Genomic DNA, 17991 nt, shown 5'->3' on the forward strand with positions numbered 1-17991 from the left:
TTAGCGGATAATAGTACCGTTGGAGACTTTTTTATCAGGTGTGAGCAGGGCAATTTCTTCATCGCCACCAGCCAATACCATTCCTTGTGATTCCATACCCATCATTTTTTTAGGTTCTAAATTAGAGATAACAATAACCTGCCGACCAACTAATTGTTCTGCTTTATAGTGTTGAGCAATACCAGCAATAATTTGGCGCTGGCCAATCTCTGAACCTAAATCAATTTGCAACTTAATCAATCGCTCCGAACCTTCAACTATTTCAGCCTCTAAAATTGTACCGACCCGAAGATCTAATTTAATAAAATCTGGAAAAGAAATTTGGTCTTTTATCATGCCAGGTAGTATAGCAGTATATGGGGAAAATAGCAAACTTAAAAGCGCTATACTAACCCCATTTTTGCTTTAGTTTCGTCTAGGGTTTGACTGGCAATAGCTCGAGCTTTTTGGGTCCCTTCAGCAATTACCCGATCCACGTAGTCCGGATTTTGTTCCAGCTCTCGGCGTTTAGCTTGGATGGATTGAAGCTCATTGTAAATAGCTTGAGCTAGTTCTTTTTTCAAATCACCATAACGGATCCCTTCATTTCTATATTGTTGTTCATATTGCTCACGTTTTGATTTACCTTGGAATAGTTCCACAAAGGTTAATAAATTAGCTACACCACCAACTCGGGGAACTTGATTACCTTTACCACTATCGGTTGGAGCAGCTGCCAGTTTTTTACTAATTTCTTCTAGGCTATCTGTTAAATTGATGTAGCTACCCTCAACTGACTTACTCATTTTTCCCTCTCCAGTTAAACTCGGTACATAACCAGTTTTAGTCGCAAACCGGATTGGTTCAGGAAAGTCAGTTCCATACATATCGTTCATTTTCCGGGCAATTTCCCGAGTTACTTCTAAATGAGGTTCTTGATCAACTCCTACTGGAACCAAACCAGCTTTATAGGTCAAAATGTCAGCTGCCATTAAAATTGGATAGTTTAGCAAAGCCATAGTGACTGCATCTGGGTGCTGTTTAACTTTTTCTTTAAAGGTCGGCAAGTGTTGCATTCGAGCAATAGTTACTACTGAAGAAAATAGGTTAGTTAAATAAGTGTGTTCAGGCACTAGTGATTGCTTGGTAATAATAGCTTTAGCCGGATCCAAACCGGCTGCTAAATAATCGACAACAACTTCTCTAGCAGTTTGAACTAGATTTGTATGATTATATGGAGTGGTAATAGCATGCAAATCCATCACCATATAGAGACATTCATAATCTGGATTTTCTGAAAGTTCTATATAACCCTTAACTGCTCCTAAGTAATTACCTAAGTGCAATCGGCCAGTAGCCCTGGTTCCAGAAAAAACACGTTGTTTATTGCTCATATATACTCCTTATTCAAAATAATATTTAACAATTAATGCTCTAGCTAATACATCTAAAGAGTTTATTGATGGTATTACATATTTCTTTGGAAATACTAAGGGTAATTCAGTACACCCTAAAATAATTGCATCAACTTTTCGTTTAGTTAATTCATTGGCAATTGCCACTAACTCTCTTTTAGATTCTTTTACTTCCCCATTAATAATCCTTTTAATAATTTTACCAAGTTTTTTAATTGATGTTTGGGAGGGTAAAACTACTTTAACTTGGTTTTGATTCATTTTATCTTGATACAACTTTGTTTGAATTGTTGTTGGTGATGCCAGTAAACCTATTCTTTTATAAGCACGAAGCTTAATTTCATTAACTACAGCATCAATCATGGAAACAAAAGGTTTGTTTGTTTCATTTTGTAAATCCGACAATAGCAAATGCGCGGTATTGCAAGCAACAGCTAAATATGAAACGGGTATTTGAGATAATCTTAGTACTCGATCTTGCAAAATATGTAAGGCTTTTTTTTCATTTCTTTTATTGGAAATAAAATCTGGAACAGGAATTGAGTCGATAATTATTTCTGGATAGTCATTGTTATTGGCTACGCCAAAGATACTCCCGACTTGCCTCAATCATCAATTGATAAAGTTGAGCTGAAGCATCGGGCCCCATACCACCCAATATGCCAATAATTTTATTGTTTGTTTTTTTCATATATCCTTTCATAAAATTTAATAAATAGCTAAACAAGTCATAAAAAAACCTCCTTAAAGGAGGTTGTAGTTTTTTTGTATATTATTTGTTTTTTAGACCATGAAAAACTCAACCTCCTGTAAACAGTGGTTGACATACCAAGAGCTAGATGAGGTTTGGTATTTATTCATAAGAGTTATATTATATCAAATTTTTACTTATTAGTTTTTTTGTACCAGCGGGTGGGTTCGCCACTCAAAGAGCGGTCACTCTTGGAGTGAAACCACCAACCTTAGCCTTACCTGCCCGCAATGCTAAAGCGCCGTTTTGAAAAACAAACTTAATTACAAATAAATTTTGTACCAGGGGTGGGATTCGAACCCACAACCTTAGCCTTATGAAGACTCTGCTCAGACCATTGAGCTACCCTGGCATAGCTTTTGCAGGCGGGTGAAGACTCTGCTCTACCACTGAGCTACGCTGGCAAAAAATGAAGCATGAATCAAGAATCATGAATTAAAAACTGTTAATCTAGCCATTATTCATCATTCACAATCCATGCTTCATCTTGTGTAGCGGGTCCCCGGTAACGCTCCAGAGGTTAGGTGAGGTTATGAGCCTCACGGGATACTTACCCCCCACCCGCTATAACAGGCTATATCTTATCAAAATTTACTTCAAATGGCAATGAAATCTGAGATTAATTTTTTAAATCCTATAAGTTAAAGCTTAAAATAAGAGCTTAACGAATTATTTTAAACCTAAAAAAACAGTTGCCACCATAATCGCCATGTTGGTGTTATGATCTGGGCCATTTCTTCACTGGCATGATATTTATACAGTTTTTCCTCGCTTTTATTTTGCAGCGTTGACGGCAATACCACTAAAGCTTCCCCTGGTTTAACCAATTTAAGCTTATCCCGTATCTGTTTTTCCAAAAAATCAGAACTCTGAGTTTTGTTTTGACCAAAAAACAATTCTTGCTTTTGTTTTTGCAGTTGCTTGACCTTTGTCTGAGCATCACTAAGCCGCTGTTGAGCTTTAACCATATCAAAACTATTTTGAATAATACTAACAATAAGGAGTATAATAGATATCACAATTACTGCTGATAGTATTGTTTTAGCGTGCATTGACAAAAATCCCCTATTAGGTTATTATAAGCTATTCCAAAATTAATAGATACCTGTCTTTAGAAGATATTCATGGCTATTACTTTATCACAAACCCAAACAAATTTTATCGACTTTTTACAAAAAAAAGGTCGGGCTAGTGCTACTATTTTGGCTTATGGTAATGACATCAATCAGTTTATTGATTTTTTACACAAGCAAAATATTAACGAGTTAAGCACTATCAGCAAAGATCATATCGAGAGTTTTAAGAACTCCCTTCTTGATCAGGGCTATACTACCAAATCAGTGGCCCGCAAGCTTAATTCTATCAAAACCTATTTCCGCTTTTTAGAGTCACAAAATCTGATTAGTGCTAATCCTAGCCAGGGAGTAGCTCATCCCAAGTATGTTTTAACTCCACCTCGGATTTTAACTAAAATGGAATATCGTAGTTTAAGAGATGTGTGTCGAAACGATCCTAGAATGTATGCCATTGTTGAGCTTTTCTTACAAACTGGCATTCGGATCAGCGAGTTAGCTCGTCTTACGCTCGAGGATGTTAAAAACAGCAAAATTACTATTGGAGCTTACGAATCTCATATTGACCGCACTATTCCATTAAACAAATCAGCCAAAGCTGCTATTGATCTTTGGTTGGAAACTAGACCTCAATCTGACAGCAAAGCCTTGTTTATCACTAAAACTGGCCGACCTTTTCAGGTTCGAAATATTAGAACTGCCTTGGATCGCTATTTTAAATTAGCTGATATTGCCAACGCTACGGTTAATGATTTGCGCCACACCTTTATTGCCCATCAGTTAAAAGCTGGTACACCACTAACCCTAGTTTCCAAACTAGCTGGCCACAAACGACTTTCCACTACTGAGAAATATTTGGAGTTTATTAAAGAAAAAAACAACTCCGAAAACATGCATTTGGAAGAGCTTTAATTACGCTTGCTTTCATAATTCCAAATAACGTGAGAAATTTTAGGCAACAGATCTTGAGCCTCAGTTTCTTTAATCCCATCAGTTAAAATGCAAATCGAATAAGGATTTTGAGCTATCACTAAGCCACAATCACTCCACACCTGAATTTGATTACCAATCTTATGAACTACTAGAGTTTCTTCCGGCACCCCTTTGGAAATTCGATCTTCAAAATCAGTGTTTGATAAGGCTTTTATAAATAGATTTTTTAAATTTTTATCTTGAAATAAAAAGTCGAGATAAATATTGCTAAATAGTTCACCCATATCTTTTGGAGAAGTTTTATTGTCTACAATATTGGTTTGACTCATGTGGCGACTATCAATAAAAGCTTGGATTTGGGATCGACCCACCTTCCTAGCGATAGCGTTTGTAGCTGTGTTGTCACTTTGTTTGCCCATTGCCATAATAAGTTCTTCATAGGTATAAGGCTTACCAGCATCTTCATATTGGATTGAACCTGTTCCTTCTTCTTTATCATTATCATTGAGACGATAGATATCACTTAGACTAAACTTGCCTTGTTCTACTCCATGTAAGTAAGATACCAAAATAGGGACTTTGTTGATTGAAGCAGCTGTAAAAGAAAAATCATCATTGCGCCCATAACTTTCCCCTGTTAATAGTGACTGGACATACCACCCATACATTCCTTGCTTCCCTTGAACCAAACCATCAATAGCTGTTACTACTTCATCAGCTGAGGTATAAATAATTCCTTCATTTTGAGTATTAGAGTTTTTACTAGCAGAGGGTTTGGAATCGGGTTTTTCTTGGCTAAATTCATAAACCTGAGGAGCTAAAATTTCAGTCGAACTAAGGCTGTTTGTCAAAACATACAGCAACACACCCAAAACCATAATTCCAAGACCAATTTTAATATAAGGTGGTTTGGGGTTTTGGAAAGCAGATCTAGATAAGTAATGTTGCCTATTATAGTCTTGCATGAGTGGGCTTATTGTAGCAAGGAACTACTTCTGAAGTTTAGCTAGCTTTCTCTGGGCATCTGGCCAAAAAAGCAGTCCTTCTTTGGGACCAATTTGGCGAACAACCGAAGCTGCATTTAAAGCAGCTAACTGTAGGGCAGTTTTAACACTAAGTCCATGAATTCGCCCCGCTACAAAAGCTGAGCCAAAGGCATCTCCAGCTCCTGTTTCTTCTTTAGCTTTGGCTTTAAAGGCTTTTTGGGAAATAATTTCCCTGTCACTGGTATATACTTTCGAACCCCGACGACCATCAGTAATAACTACCAAGCCTACTCCTAAATCAAAAACCGATTCAGGCTTGATTTCTGTTTGACCAAGCAGAGTTTGAGCCTCCTGGAGATTGAGAAGCAAAACCTCCATTTTGGGTAGCAATTTTTTAAAACTGCTTTTTTTCTTTAGCTCACCATTTCCAGGATTACAAGCTACTAAGATCTGTTTTTTGCTCGCTTCTTCTATAACTTGCTCCAAAAAAGCAATATCACCCCCCAAACTACTGACATAAAACCATTTAGCATGTAATCGATCCCAATCAACTTGTTTTTTAGAGAGAAGGTTACTAGCTCCTCGGTGTACCAAAATAGTTCGTCCTCCATCGCTCCCGACCAAAGCTACTGAGCTGCTAGTCATTTTTTGAGCCGAGCCCTGGATGTGAACTAAACTCACCCCCTCCTCTTCTAATTTAGCTCGCACAATTGCTCCCCAGTGGTCTCTACCTACACAGGCAATGATCCCTGCCTGCAAAGCCAAACGCTCAAAACAAACTGCAGCATTAGTAGCTCCACCTCCCGTGGTTACAACATATGTATCAATGGTGATTTTTTTACCATAACGCTGACAGAGCATTACTCCATCTTTTTGCTTTTGAAGCAAAAACTCATCAGACAATAAGTAGGTATCATAAAAAGCTGAACCAAAAGTAATAACATCAAATAGCATAGGCGGTATTTTTACAAAATTTGGCTAATTTTTTGCCAAATCCCAGTCTGGTCAAGTTGGTATTTGGCTAACAAATCAGGTTCTGAGCCTGACTCTGTAAATCTATTATAAATACCATGACAGGTGGTTGGTACAGGCAATTTTTGCGAGAGGAGCTGGCAAATCAAAGATCCCAACCCCCCGGTTATCTGATGATCTTCAACTACTAAAACTTTTTTGGTTTTAGCAGCTGAACTTAAAATTAGTTCTTCATCAAGTGGTCTAATAGTTGAAAGTTTTAATAGTTCAATTCCAACTTCGGAGTGTTGCCGAGCTAACTCTAAACAATCACTCACTAGCCTGCCAGTAGTAATAACTGTTAGCTTATCTCCTAGTTGCAAACATTCCCCTCTACCAATTACAAATTCTTGATTGGGATCAGTAATGGCTACTATTTCAGACTTACTCAGGCGGATGTAGACCGGACCAGGATAGTTAGCTGCAGCTGCCACGCAATTTTTCGCTTCATTAAAATCACAAGGCGATATGATAGTCAGATTGGGCAAGCAAGCAGTGATAGCAATATCTTCCAAACCCTGATGAGTAGCTCCATCACCCCCATTTGATAAACCACTATGATGACCAGCGATTTTAACACCCAGATTGCTGTAGCAAACTGAAACCCGCAACTGGTCCCAATTGCGACCTGGATTAAAAACCGCAAAAGAGTTAACAAAAGGAGTTTTGCCAGCCAAAGCCAGCCCAGCAGCTACCCCCATCATATTTTGCTCAGCCACCCCACATTCTACAAATTGATTTGGTAAGGTTTTAGCAATTTGTAAAACCCGGGTACTTTCAGCCAAATCAGCTGTTAAGGCCACGATATTGACATCTGTTTTAGCTAGCTCCAACAAGCCTTGACCATAACCATCTCGAGTTGATTGCTTATTTTGAACGTTCATACATTTTTCTTCAATTTTTTCTCCAGGGCTCGCAATTCTTGCAATGCTTTTTTGGCTTCTTCTTGATTGGGAGTTTTACCATGCCAGGCAAAATCATGCTCCATAAAACTTACTCCTTTACCAGGCACAGTTTTGGCAAGCAAAAGCTTGGGTCTGCCCTTTTTGGAAACTAGTTCTTTTATTTTTTTATCAATCTGTGTAAAATTATGACCATTAACAGTAACTGCTTCCAATCCAAATGCTCGATATTTTTTGAGCAATGGCTCAAGAGGCAAAACTTGAGAAATTGAGCCCCCAATTTGAATGTCGTTGCGATCAATAATAAAAATTAGATTATCTAGTTTGTATTTAGCGGCCAATAAATACGCTTCCCACACCTGACCCTCTTGTTGTTCACCATCACTACTTATACACACTACTCGCCAAGGTTTGCGATCCTTCTTGGCAGCCAGTGCCAAACCCACTGCCACCGAAACTCCTTGCCCCAAAGGGCCAGAGCTATTTTCAATCCCTGGCAAATCGCCTACATGAGGATGACCCTGCAATCTTGAATTTATTTGTCGAAGCGTAGACAACTCTCCTTTATCAAAATAACCAAAATCGGCCAGAGTAGCATAAAGCGCTGGACACAAATGACCAGCCGATAAGACTAGGCGATCCCGTTCTGGCCAAGAAGAATTAAGTGGGTTGTAATACAAAAAATCACTATATAAGTAAACCAAAATATCAGCAATGCCTAAAGAACCAGCAGGATGGCCAGAACCAGCCTTGGCAAGCATGGTGATAATATCTTGGCGAATCAAATTGGCAGCAAGGGCCAATTGAGCAGGTTTCATGCTTTTATTTTAGCGTAAGTTCCTGCAGCTGGGTAAGCCTATTTTCAAAATCTGACCATAAAAAAGAATTGACATTCAAAACATCAGCCCCAGCTTTTATACAAGCCTCAGCACTTTCCAAATCAATGCCCCCATCTATTCCAATTTCCATAGTAGGAATTTTACTTTTAATCTCTTTTATTTTTTCCAAAACCGAAGAATGAAATTTTTGTCCAGCAAAACCAACCGGAATAGCCATTAAAAGAATGTGGTCTAATAATGACAATGCTTCGAGATTAAGTTTTGAAAGTGGTGTATTTACATCAAATGCCAAACCAGCTTTTACACCAACTTTTTTGATTTTTGCTAAAAAAGCTATTTGGTCATCAAGAGCCTCTATTTGGCTAATAATAAGATGCGAATGCTGAGAGATAATTTGATCAACCCACTCTAATGGCTTAGTTACCATAAGATGAATATCAAAATGAACATCAGTTGGCAAAGGAGGCCAATTTTCAGGAAGCAGGGTTTGATTGTCTCGAAATTGCTTTTCAATAACATCAATTTGAATTCGATGAACTCTGTTTTGAGCTTGCTCTATTTTACTAGCAAAACTTTGAGAGGTTGTCTCCAAAATGGTGGGAACAATAATCGCCATGAATATTATTTGTTTTGCAAAACATCAATACCAGGCAAGCTGCCTTTTTCAATATATTCAAGCATAGCTCCACCACCGGTGGAGATATGGCTGATATTTTGCAAATGATCATGTCCTTTAATGCTACTCAGCGTATCGCCTCCACCCACAATATCAACAGCGTGTTTATTAGCCACAATGGCATGATAAATGGCTTCTGTCCCTTTAGTAAAAGCCTTGGCCTCATTGGCTCCCACTGGGCCATTCCAAATAATAGTTTTGGCCTGAGCAATAACTTCACAAAAGTCTTTTATAGTCTGGGGGCCGATATCTAAAGCCTGAAGTTGCATTGGGATTTGGTCAACAGTAACTACCCCTTCTTTTTTACCGGCCACATAACTTCCTACCACCACATCACTGGGTAAAAATAGCTTAGTGTTTACCCGAGTTGCTTTCCAGATTAGATTTTGAGCCAGACGCAAACTTTCCTTAGAGTAAACTGAGCGCCCCACCTTATAGCCAAACGCTTTTAAAAAAGTATTAGCTACTCCACCACCCAAAAGCATATAGTCAGCCTTGGTCATAAGTCGTTCTATCATGGGAATTTTGGTAGTGGCTTTGGCACCCCCCAAAATCACCACAAAGGGAGATTGTGGATTTTCTAGAGTATCACCAATCATGGTAATTTCTTTTTCCAATAAAAATCCGGCTACGGCTGGTAAAAATTCAGCAATTCCTACCACAGAAGCATGAGCTCGATGACAAGCCCCAAAAGCATCGTTGACAAAGATGTCTCCGAGATGCGCTAATTCTGCAGAAAATATGCGGTTATTAAGCTCCTCTTCCTTATGATATCTAATGTTCTCCAATAGCATTATCTCACCATGAGTTTTAGACAAAATTTGTTCTTGATCTTTTTTGCGCAGATAGTTTGGCACCAATACTACCGCCTGCCCCAATTCTCTGGTTAAAAATTCAGCCACGGGCTTGAGTGAAAAATCTGGATCGCCATCTTTTTGGGGCTGGCCCAGATGAGCAATAATCACTAGTCGCTTTGGTTTTTGCTTTAAGATATAAAGAAGGGTTGGAAGAGATTGGCGAATCCTGGTGTCATCAGCAATAACTAATTTGCCTTGTTTTTTTTCCAAAGGCACATTGTATTCCATTCTAGCTACAACAGCCTTATTGGTAAGATTAATATCTTTGATGGTTTTTTTGTTCATATAGTTTTATTAAAGAGTTTTGCCGAGCAACTGTCAATTATCGTTTCCTCAAATCTCACATCTTGCTATACTTACTACTATGGACCAACACCCAATCCCCCAAAATGTCACCCAATATCAATTTCGCCTAATTGGTGACATGACTATTAAGCAGTTTGCTTTTTTGGGTGGAGGAATTGTTTTAGCTTTTATCACCACCAAGGCCCCTTTGGTTCCAGCCTTATTTCGCTGGCCTTTGGCGGGACTTTTTGCTGGGATTGGAGCAGCCACTGCCTTTGTTCCCATGGAGGAAAGATCGCTTGATGTTTGGATTGTTAATTTTTTTAAAGCTATTTATCGCCCAACTCAATTCCTTTGGCAAAAAAAACCGGCCTTACCAGATTTTTTTTCTTTTTCAACGAAAAATACCAATGCTCCGATTCCAGATATTAGCCCAGCCGATCGAAACAAACTTAACTCCTACCTGGAGTCACTCAAACAAAGTCCTCAAAATTCTATCGACAAATTTGAACAACAACGGCTCAATCAAATTCAACAGATCCAAGGTGGGGGGGCTGTACTTGTAAATAGCTTAAAAACACCCAGCCAAACCAGCGTTCAACCACCTAGTCAATTTGCACCACGAACCGCCCAAAACATAAGTCGATCACCGACACCCCCTGCTTTTCAAACGCCAAAACCAATACCAGCCACTACTCAAACACCAAATCCGGGTCCCAAAATTCCCCCCCTAAAGCCCATCATTCCACAAAAAAAAGAGCCACAAATAAAACAAAGTCTGGTTTTCAGCCAAACGCCACCACTGGAACCAAAACCAGTGGTGGTAGAAAAGGCTGAGCCGCTAAGCCCTCCAATAAACTTGCAAAGCCTAAAACCAGAGCAACCAGCTAAACCTAAAAAGTCCAATAGTCCTCAATACCTTAGCGATGTGCAAATGCCTATAAGTCCCGATGTGGCCAATGTAGTCATTGGTATGACGCTAACCAAAGATGAGCATCTGTTGCCAGGAGTAATTCTGGAAATTAAAAATCATCGAGATATCCCCGTCCGAGCCGTTAAGTCGAATCAGCTTAGTCAATTTTTCATTGCCACCCCATTAAAAAACGGCAAATATACCATAGAGGCCGAACATAACGATTATAGTTTTGATACAATTACCATAGAGGCCAAGGGAGAAATTATCCCCCCGTTAAAAATTATTTCCAAAGAAGTCTACCAAACCACCACAACCAACAATCAATAACACTTATTTTTAACCATGACAAGCACTGCCAATCTCCCCATTAAAGCCAGTACCCAAGACCACCTTGACATTGAAGACATTCAGGATGATGTGGTTATTCTCAAAACTGGCGCTTGCGCCCTAATTCTTCAAGTTACCGCAATCAATTTTGGACTTTTGTCAGAAGAGGAACAAGACGCCATCATCTTTGCTTATGCCGGTCTTCTCAACTCTCTCACTTTTCCTATCCAGATTTTGATCCGCTCCACCATTAAGGATATTACCGACTACCTACACCTCATCAAAGAACAAGAGTTTAAACAAAAAAAGCCCTTACTCTTAGAACAGCTTAAAAAATACCGCTCTTTTGTAGAATCTATTGTTAAAGAAAACCAGGTTTTGGATAAAAAATTTTATGCAGTCATCCCCTTCACAACTCTTGAGCTGGGATTGGTCAATACTCTGGGTAGCTCATTTCAAAAAACTAAAAAATTGCCATATCCCAAAAACTATATTTTAGAAAGAGCAAAAATGAACCTATACCCCAAGAGGGATCATTTGTTCCGACAATTTGCCAGACTTGGTCTTCAGGCCAAACAATTAAACACCCAGCAAATTCTTGAGTTGTTTTACAATCTCTATAATCAAGAAAATGTTGGGCAGCATTTTGTGGACACCAAAAACTATCAAATCCCCATAGTTCAAACCGACCCCAGCAAACAAAATCCAACCTCTCTCGGGGGGCCCACTTTTTCACCTACTAGTTCAAGCATGCCCACAACCCCCTTTCCTAGATCAAATAAAGCCATAGAAACGACAGAGCCAAAACAATCAATGCAAACAACCCAAAACGCAGCCCTAAAACCAGTGGTCAACCCAACTCATTTTCAGCCTCAAACACCCAAATCAACAATAAATAGATCCGAAGTCCAAAACCCATCCCAGCACCCAGCGCTCACCACACCCCCATCGTCACCCAATCCACCTAGCACACCAATAGAAGCAACTGACAAAAATGTCTCTGGTTTTAATTATGATAGTAGTGAAATATAACTATGTTTAACTTTTTGCCCAAAAAACCAAAATCAGAAACCACACCCAAAACAAACGACCCCAAACAAACCCTTGTTCGCGGCCTCACCTCTATTCAAGACATTATTGCCCCAGCCTCAATTGAGGTAGATTTTACCAATCTAAAAATTGGTCAACTACTCTATCGAACCCTATTTGTGGCTGGTTATCCCAGGTTTGTAAACGCCAATTGGCTGTCTCCCTTAATTAACTTCAATCACCCCTTAAATATTAGTATGTATATATATCCTGTAGATGGGAAAGGAATTTTAGATGATTTAAAAAAGAAAATTGGTGAAATGGAAGCTGAAATCCAAACCGATCTACAAAGGGGTAAAATTGCTAACATTTCCACTCAAGTTCAATTGGAAGATGCTCGCAATCTACAAGAACAGCTCGCCAAAGGCTCTGAACGCTTTTTTCAATTTGGACTCTACGTCACCATTACAGCCAGAGACGAAAAGGAACTAGAAACAGTAACTAAACAAGTTCAATCCATGCTTGGTTCATTGCTTATTATCTCCAAACCGGCTACCCTCCAAACCGAAGATGGCTTTAAAACCACTCTCCCCTATTGTGAGGATCGCCTCCAAATCCATCGCAACATGGACACCACCAGCTTAGCCTCAACCTTTCCATTCACCTCATCTGAGCTAACCGACAACAAAGGAATTATGTATGGTATCAATGCCCATAACGATTCCTTGATTATTTTTGACCGCTTTAGCCTAGAAAATGCCAATAGCGTGGTTTTTGCTAAATCCGGAGCAGGAAAATCTTATCTTGTAAAACTAGAGAGTTTGCGTTCCATGTTTTTTGACACCGAAGTCATTGTCATAGACCCAGAGGCAGAATACAACGATCTCTGCAAAATTGTGGGAGGAGAACAAATCGATTTCTCTTTCAATTCCCCTGCGCGCATCAACCCCTTTGACTTATCGCAAATCTATAATGAAGAAGAGAACGAGCTGGGTTTAAAAATTTTATCACTTCATTCTTTGTTTAAAATCATTATGGGCAATATGAATGCTATTGAAGAAGCTATTTTAGACAAAGCCCTAGTTTTAACCTACAAACAAAAAGGTATCACTCCGGACCCTAAAACCCAAAAAAATGCCCCGCCTTTATTAGAAGACTTATATAAAGTGCTGATTGGCATGGAGGAAGAAAGGGCTGCTTCGCTGGCTGCTCGAATTGAAAAATATGTTAAGGGTAGTTTGCGCGGCATTATTGACCAACCATCCAATATCGATCTTCGCAACCAATTTACCACCTTCAACATTAAAGAGCTCAGTAACGAGCTGCGCCCTATAGCCATGTTTATTATCCTTGATTACATCTGGACCAAAATCAAACAAGATTTAAAGCGACGCCTCTTAGTAGTTGATGAGGCCTGGTATCTCATGCAACACCCCGACTCAGCCTTGTTTTTATATGGCATGGCCAAGCGGGCTCGAAAATATTATCTAGGAGTCACCACCATCACCCAGGATGTTGAGGATTTCCTAACAACCGACATGGGCAAGGCTATTGTCACCAACTCCTCTATTCAAATGCTTTTAAAGCAGTCAACTGCCGCCATTGACAAATTGGCTAAAGTTTTCTACCTATCCCAGGGAGAGCGCAATCTCCTACTCTCAGCGGGCATTGGGGAAGGTTTATTTTTTGCGGGCGCCAATCATGTGGCTATGCGAGTCGTGGCCTCTCCAGATGAACATAAACTTATAACTTCGAATCCACAAGAAATTTTAGCCATGCGCCAAAGCCAGGGTCAACAACAGCCTTCTGATCAAAAAACAGAAATAGACAAGGCCCTAGAGAGCCTTGGATACTAAGAGGCCTTAACCGGCATAATGATGTGAATAAAATTGGGATCCGCCTCGCTCGTAATTTTAGCCGGAGCCAGTGGTCCATTGAAAGAAATGGTAACCCCCTCTTTTCCAGCCACTCCTAAATATTCCAAAAAGTAGCGAAAATTAAAGGCAATCTTGATTTTTTCCCCTCTAAATTTACTCTCCATCAACACTTCGCTTTGACCCAAGGCACTCTCCTGGGTATATATTTGTAATTGCTTATCCAGCTCCCATACCATAATATTAGCGCTTTGCCTGGCAAAAACCGCAATTTGGCGAATAGCATTTTGCAGATCTTCTCCTCCTATTTGCAAAAGCCCCCCTTCGGTTTTGGGCATAATTTTTTCATAATCTGGAAAGTCGCCATTAATCACCCTAATTGCAATTAAGGTTTCCCCTCTCTCAAACCAAGCCTGACCACCCTTGGGATCATAGCCAAAAACCAATTCATCGCCCTCAACCCCCCTCACAAATGAGAGAATGGCTTTGGCTGGCACAATAAAAGAAAAGTCTTCCCCTCCCCCAATCTTAAGCTCAATCAAACTCAGTCGATATCCGTCTGTACCAACAATACCAAGCTTGCCCTTTTTGTTTTGCAAAAGTAGACCAGTCAACACGGGACGACTCTCATCAATAGAGCTGGCAATACTAGCTTTTCTAATGGCATCAACAAAAACCTCACTTTTAATCCCTACCCCACCCCCTTTTCCACTCAAAGAAAATTTAGGAAAATCCTTGTCGCTCCCCAAACTAAAACTGGCCCTACTCCCCTTCTGAAAAACCAATAGCTTATCATTTTTTTTCTGCAACTCCATGTCCCCCTCCCCTAGCGTTTGCACATAATCAAATAGTTGTCCACCATTTATTACAAACGACTCATCTTGTTCATATTTATCTACTCGACTTTTAACCTTTACCTGAGTAGAGGAGGTAAAATCCGTCGACCTCATCACAAGAACATCTTTGCTTATTTGCAATAAAATTGAACCAGATAGCGTTGGATGATTGGGATTTTTACTGGTATTATTAACTGTCTGCAAACACCTTGAAAAATCTACTTGGTTGATGATTAATTTCATAAAATTCCTTTCTTGTTCCTGTCTTGCTTATTTTGCCTTTGTTTTTTATTTTTTTCAACTCGTTTTAGTAGTAGGCTTGTGGATAGGTGGAAAAACACCATCCCTACCCATATGGGAACCTGTGGAAAAACTGTTGAAAACAATTGGATAATCAGTTTGGGGTTGTTGAAAAAAACTCATTACAAATAATTCTTTGTGTATAAGTGGAAAAGTTTTCCACAACTTATCCATATATTTGTTTACGAATTGTGGAAAACTCTAATTGCATTTCCTCTGATTGACTAACTTCTTTGGAAATCTTTTCCACAGCATGCATAACAGTAGTGTGATCTCTGCCCCCAAACATACGCCCAATTTCCATAAGGGGAATATTGAGATCTGTTTTGAGGAGATACATGGCGTATTGTCGAGGGACAACAATTGGGCGAGCGCGCTTGGGGCCAAACAGGGTTGTTAGGGGGATGTTGAAGTGCTTGGAGACCGCCTCAACTATTTCTTTGGGATTGGCATGATTTTGAATGGTGGGTTCGTGGCCATACTCATCCTGTTTTTGCAAAAGTTGTAAGGCTAATTCACTTGATGTTTCCTGATTTTTTAAATCAGCTATGGCAAAAAGCTTGATTAAAAAACCCTGAAGTTTGCGAGTTGAAGTAATGTGGCTGGCGATAGTTTGAGCAACATCCATGGGGAGGTCTTGTTTCATTTGTTTGGCTTTAATAAGTAGGATTGCGGTTCGTAGTTCAAAGTTTGGTGCCTGAATGTCTATAGTTAGCCCTTCTTCAAAGCGAGATCTAAGCCGATCTTCTAGAAGTTTTATTTCATGAGGGGGGCGATCTGAGGTTAAGATAACTTGGCCGCCAGCTCCCTGTATGGCGTTAAAAGTGTGAAAAAACTCTTCTTGAACCGTGTTTTTTCCAGCAATAAATTGAATATCATCAATCATGAGAAGTTTGGCTTTGCTGTATCTAGATCTGAAATCAATGGTTTTTTTTAGTCTAATAGCCTCAATGATTTCGTTGGTGAATTGCTCTCCAGCACAATAAAGAAGCTTGTAGTTGGGATTTTTTTCCAAGATTCTAATGCCAACTGCTTGCATAAGGTGGGTTTTGCCCACACCAACGTCGCCATATAAAAACAGGGGATTGTAGGCCTTGCCCGGATTCTTGGCAACCGCCGTGGCTCCCGCATAAGCTACCTCATTGGTGGGGGAGACAGCAAAATTTTGGAAGGTATAATCTGGTTTGAGTTTGGTTTTGGCAACTGCTTCTTTAAATAGGTTTTTTTGAGCTTGGTTGGCTACTAAATTAGTTGTTTCTGGGCTAAAAAGCGATGGGGTGTTGGGATCAGCTTCTTTGGGTGTTTGAATATTAACCCTAAGATCGCACGGGGTTTTTAAGATTTTTTGGAAAATAGTGGTTAAAACCTCTTGATGTTTTTGCTCAATGGTTTTTTTGGAAAAAGCATTGGGGGCAGAAATGGTGATGATAGTTTTACCATCCTGATTTTTGGTTTGAGCAATAAAAACCCCCCTAAAAAAGACCCCAATATTAGAGGTTGAAAGATGATTTTTAAGCTCAATGAGTGTTTCCTGCCAAAGCTTGTTTTTATCCATAATGTTTTTATCAAAAACAAACTATCAAGTTATCCACAATTCGTCAAGGGTTTTCCACACTTACTAATTGGTAAAAAAGCAATCTCGTGGTATGATAGCAACTGATTAAAAAATCTAGTTTACTTATGTCAAAACGAGTCTATCAACCCAAAAAGAAAAAACGAATCCGCACTCATGGTTTTATGGAGCGGATGAGCACTAAGTCTGGTCAAGATGTCTTAAAAAGGAGACGCCAGGCTGGTCGCAAAAAACTTACTGTAGCCAAAAAACTGTGGCATAAGTAGGTAGCGCAATGCCCACCAAATTACCCAACCCCCAGATTGTTTATTTGCTTAAATATGGTCAAGTAAGACGGGGGAAATTGGTAGGGATTCATTTTAAAAAAGGGGAGGATGTGTTGCGTTGGCAAGTGATTCTTGGCTCGGGAATAGGTAGTGCCCATCAGCGCATTCGCTTAAAAAGACGCTCAAAAGCTTTGATTAATATATTTTTAAAAACTCAAGAACCCAGGTTTGGTGATTATTTGTTTATTGTTAAAAAACAAGCTGAAACAGCTAGTTTTCAGGAGTTAAAACAAGACTTAGAAAGAATTTTTTAAAGCAATGCATCATCTGTGTTATGATGATCTGTATTATATTTTTGTAAACTATGTCTCTTTGGACCACTTTTTTATACCAGCCGCTAATTAATCTTCTGATGTTTGTTTACCAATCTGTTGGTGGCGGTTTGGGGGTAGCTATTATCACTATGACCGTTTTAATTAGAGCTGCTTTGCTACCTCTTACCATGCCTAGTCTTAAGTCAACTCAAAAGATGCAGGAGCTTAAACCGGAGCTAGATAAACTCAAAGAAAAACACGGCAAAGACAAACAGGCTCTAGCTCAGGCGCAAATGGATTTATATAAGCAACATGGAGTTAACCCCTTGGGTGGATTTTTACCCATGATTGTCCAATTGGTAGTATTAATTGCGCTTTTCCAGGCGTTTAACAACGTGTTGCGGGCTAATGGAAATACTATTGCTCAACTAAATCAGATTTTATACCCATTTAATCAATTAGCTAAAAACACAGTGCTGCAAACCAAGTTTTTCTATCTTGATGTGACCAAACCAGATGTGATTAGTTTGGGTAATGCTCTTAAACTAGGTTTTATTACTATTGGTAAGCTACCCGGCCCCCTCTTGCTTTTGGCAGCAATAAGTCAATATTTTTCTTCTAAAATAACCATGCCCAAAGCTGCAAAACAACAAACAAACACAAAATCAGACTCACCAGAAGATATGGCTATGTCTATGCAAAAACAGATGCTTCTGTTTATGCCGGTTATGACTATTTTAATTGGTCTTAATTTTCCTTCTGGTCTGGTGCTTTATTGGCTAACTTTTTCTGTTATGATGGTGGCGCAACAGACATTGCTTAAAAAAACTAAAAAAACAAAGGAGTAGA

At 39.3% G+C, this 17991-nt stretch carries 19 protein-coding genes and 1 tRNA gene; 7 read left to right on the forward strand and 13 right to left on the reverse strand.

Annotation, left to right across the window (positions count from 1 at the left end):
* From metG to GYA49_05990, 5 genes are all read right to left on the reverse strand, one after another.
* Window positions 1-348: a methionine--tRNA ligase subunit beta gene (metG, locus tag GYA49_05970; protein NMC36563.1), complete on the reverse strand. Its 348-nt coding sequence runs from the start codon at window positions 346-348 to the stop codon at window positions 1-3.
* 35 nt (window positions 349-383) lie between these two features.
* A complete protein-coding gene (gene trpS, locus GYA49_05975; protein NMC36564.1) occupies window positions 384-1373 on the reverse strand; it encodes a tryptophan--tRNA ligase in 990 nt (329 codons plus the stop codon).
* A gap of 9 nt (window positions 1374-1382) precedes the next feature.
* Window positions 1383-2003: an aspartate/glutamate racemase family protein gene (locus GYA49_05980; GenBank protein NMC36565.1), complete on the reverse strand. Its 621-nt coding sequence runs from the start codon at window positions 2001-2003 to the stop codon at window positions 1383-1385.
* 421 nt (window positions 2004-2424) lie between these two features.
* Window positions 2425-2497: transfer RNA gene (locus GYA49_05985), tRNA-Met, on the reverse strand.
* Window positions 2498-2825: 328 nt separating this feature from the next.
* Window positions 2826-3164 carry a hypothetical protein gene (locus GYA49_05990; protein ID NMC36566.1) on the reverse strand — a complete coding sequence of 113 codons (339 nt, stop codon included), beginning with the start codon at window positions 3162-3164 and terminating at the stop codon, window positions 2826-2828.
* A gap of 105 nt (window positions 3165-3269) precedes the next feature.
* Here GYA49_05990 and GYA49_05995 point away from each other — a divergent pair, with 105 nt between their 5' ends.
* Window positions 3270-4130 carry a tyrosine-type recombinase/integrase gene (locus GYA49_05995; protein NMC36567.1) on the forward strand — a complete coding sequence of 287 codons (861 nt, stop codon included), beginning with the start codon at window positions 3270-3272 and terminating at the stop codon, window positions 4128-4130.
* On the opposite strand, the gene GYA49_06000 is transcribed toward GYA49_05995, so the two are convergent.
* The 6 genes from GYA49_06000 to GYA49_06025 are packed head-to-tail and all read right to left on the reverse strand — an operon-like array spanning window position 4127 to window position 9707.
* Entirely contained in the window at window positions 4127-5116 is a 990-nt protein-coding gene (locus GYA49_06000; protein ID NMC36568.1) for a serine hydrolase, read from the reverse strand. The two genes, GYA49_05995 and GYA49_06000, sit on opposite strands and share 4 nt — an antisense overlap.
* Window positions 5117-5140: 24 nt before the next feature.
* A complete protein-coding gene (locus tag GYA49_06005) occupies window positions 5141-6091 on the reverse strand; it encodes a carbohydrate kinase family protein (protein ID NMC36569.1) in 951 nt (316 codons plus the stop codon).
* A gap of 11 nt (window positions 6092-6102) precedes the next feature.
* On the reverse strand, window positions 6103-7032 hold the full coding sequence (locus tag GYA49_06010; GenBank protein NMC36570.1) for a transketolase family protein: 930 nt from the start codon (window positions 7030-7032) through the stop codon (window positions 6103-6105).
* Window positions 7029-7868: a transketolase gene (locus GYA49_06015; GenBank protein ID NMC36571.1), complete on the reverse strand. Its 840-nt coding sequence runs from the start codon at window positions 7866-7868 to the stop codon at window positions 7029-7031. The genes GYA49_06010 and GYA49_06015 overlap by 4 nt, the downstream gene beginning before the upstream one ends.
* Window positions 7869-7872: 4 nt before the next feature.
* Entirely contained in the window at window positions 7873-8505 is a 633-nt protein-coding gene (locus GYA49_06020) for a hypothetical protein (protein ID NMC36572.1), read from the reverse strand.
* Between the two features lie 5 nt (window positions 8506-8510).
* Complete coding sequence (locus tag GYA49_06025; GenBank protein ID NMC36573.1) at window positions 8511-9707, reverse strand: phosphoglycerate kinase; 1197 nt, start codon at window positions 9705-9707, stop codon at window positions 8511-8513.
* 79 nt (window positions 9708-9786) lie between these two features.
* On the opposite strand from GYA49_06025, the gene GYA49_06030 reads away from it, so the two are divergent.
* Genes GYA49_06030 through GYA49_06040 form a run of 3 tightly spaced genes read left to right on the forward strand, consistent with a single transcriptional unit; the run spans window position 9787 to window position 13835 of the window.
* Entirely contained in the window at window positions 9787-10950 is a 1164-nt protein-coding gene (locus GYA49_06030; GenBank protein ID NMC36574.1) for a hypothetical protein, read from the forward strand.
* Between the two features lie 15 nt (window positions 10951-10965).
* Entirely contained in the window at window positions 10966-11982 is a 1017-nt protein-coding gene (locus GYA49_06035) for a hypothetical protein (protein ID NMC36575.1), read from the forward strand.
* A 2-nt stretch (window positions 11983-11984) separates the two neighbouring features.
* On the forward strand, window positions 11985-13835 hold the full coding sequence (locus GYA49_06040) for a DUF87 domain-containing protein (GenBank protein ID NMC36576.1): 1851 nt from the start codon (window positions 11985-11987) through the stop codon (window positions 13833-13835).
* On the opposite strand, the gene dnaN is transcribed toward GYA49_06040, so the two are convergent.
* Together dnaN and dnaA are read right to left on the reverse strand one after the other, a co-directional pair.
* A complete protein-coding gene (gene dnaN / locus GYA49_06045) occupies window positions 13832-14932 on the reverse strand; it encodes a DNA polymerase III subunit beta (GenBank protein ID NMC36577.1) in 1101 nt (366 codons plus the stop codon). The genes GYA49_06040 and dnaN overlap by 4 nt on opposite strands.
* Before the next feature lie 223 nt (window positions 14933-15155).
* Window positions 15156-16544: a chromosomal replication initiator protein DnaA gene (dnaA, locus tag GYA49_06050; protein ID NMC36578.1), complete on the reverse strand. Its 1389-nt coding sequence runs from the start codon at window positions 16542-16544 to the stop codon at window positions 15156-15158.
* A gap of 125 nt (window positions 16545-16669) precedes the next feature.
* On the opposite strand from dnaA, the gene rpmH reads away from it, so the two are divergent.
* Genes rpmH through GYA49_06065 form a run of 3 tightly spaced genes read left to right on the forward strand, consistent with a single transcriptional unit; the run spans window position 16670 to window position 17990 of the window.
* A complete protein-coding gene (gene rpmH / locus GYA49_06055; GenBank protein ID NMC36579.1) occupies window positions 16670-16828 on the forward strand; it encodes a 50S ribosomal protein L34 in 159 nt (52 codons plus the stop codon).
* A gap of 8 nt (window positions 16829-16836) precedes the next feature.
* The gene (locus GYA49_06060) at window positions 16837-17142 is read left to right on the forward strand and encodes a ribonuclease P protein component (protein NMC36580.1); all 306 of its coding nucleotides are present in this window, start codon (window positions 16837-16839) and stop codon (window positions 17140-17142) included.
* Window positions 17143-17192: 50 nt separating this feature from the next.
* On the forward strand, window positions 17193-17990 hold the full coding sequence (locus GYA49_06065) for a YidC/Oxa1 family membrane protein insertase (protein NMC36581.1): 798 nt from the start codon (window positions 17193-17195) through the stop codon (window positions 17988-17990).
* The last annotated feature ends 1 nt before the right edge of the window (window position 17991 follow it).

The sequence above is a fragment of the Candidatus Beckwithbacteria bacterium genome, assembly GCA_012797845.1.
Taxonomy (GTDB): Bacteria; Patescibacteriota; Microgenomatia; order UBA1400; family UBA1449; genus JAAZOH01.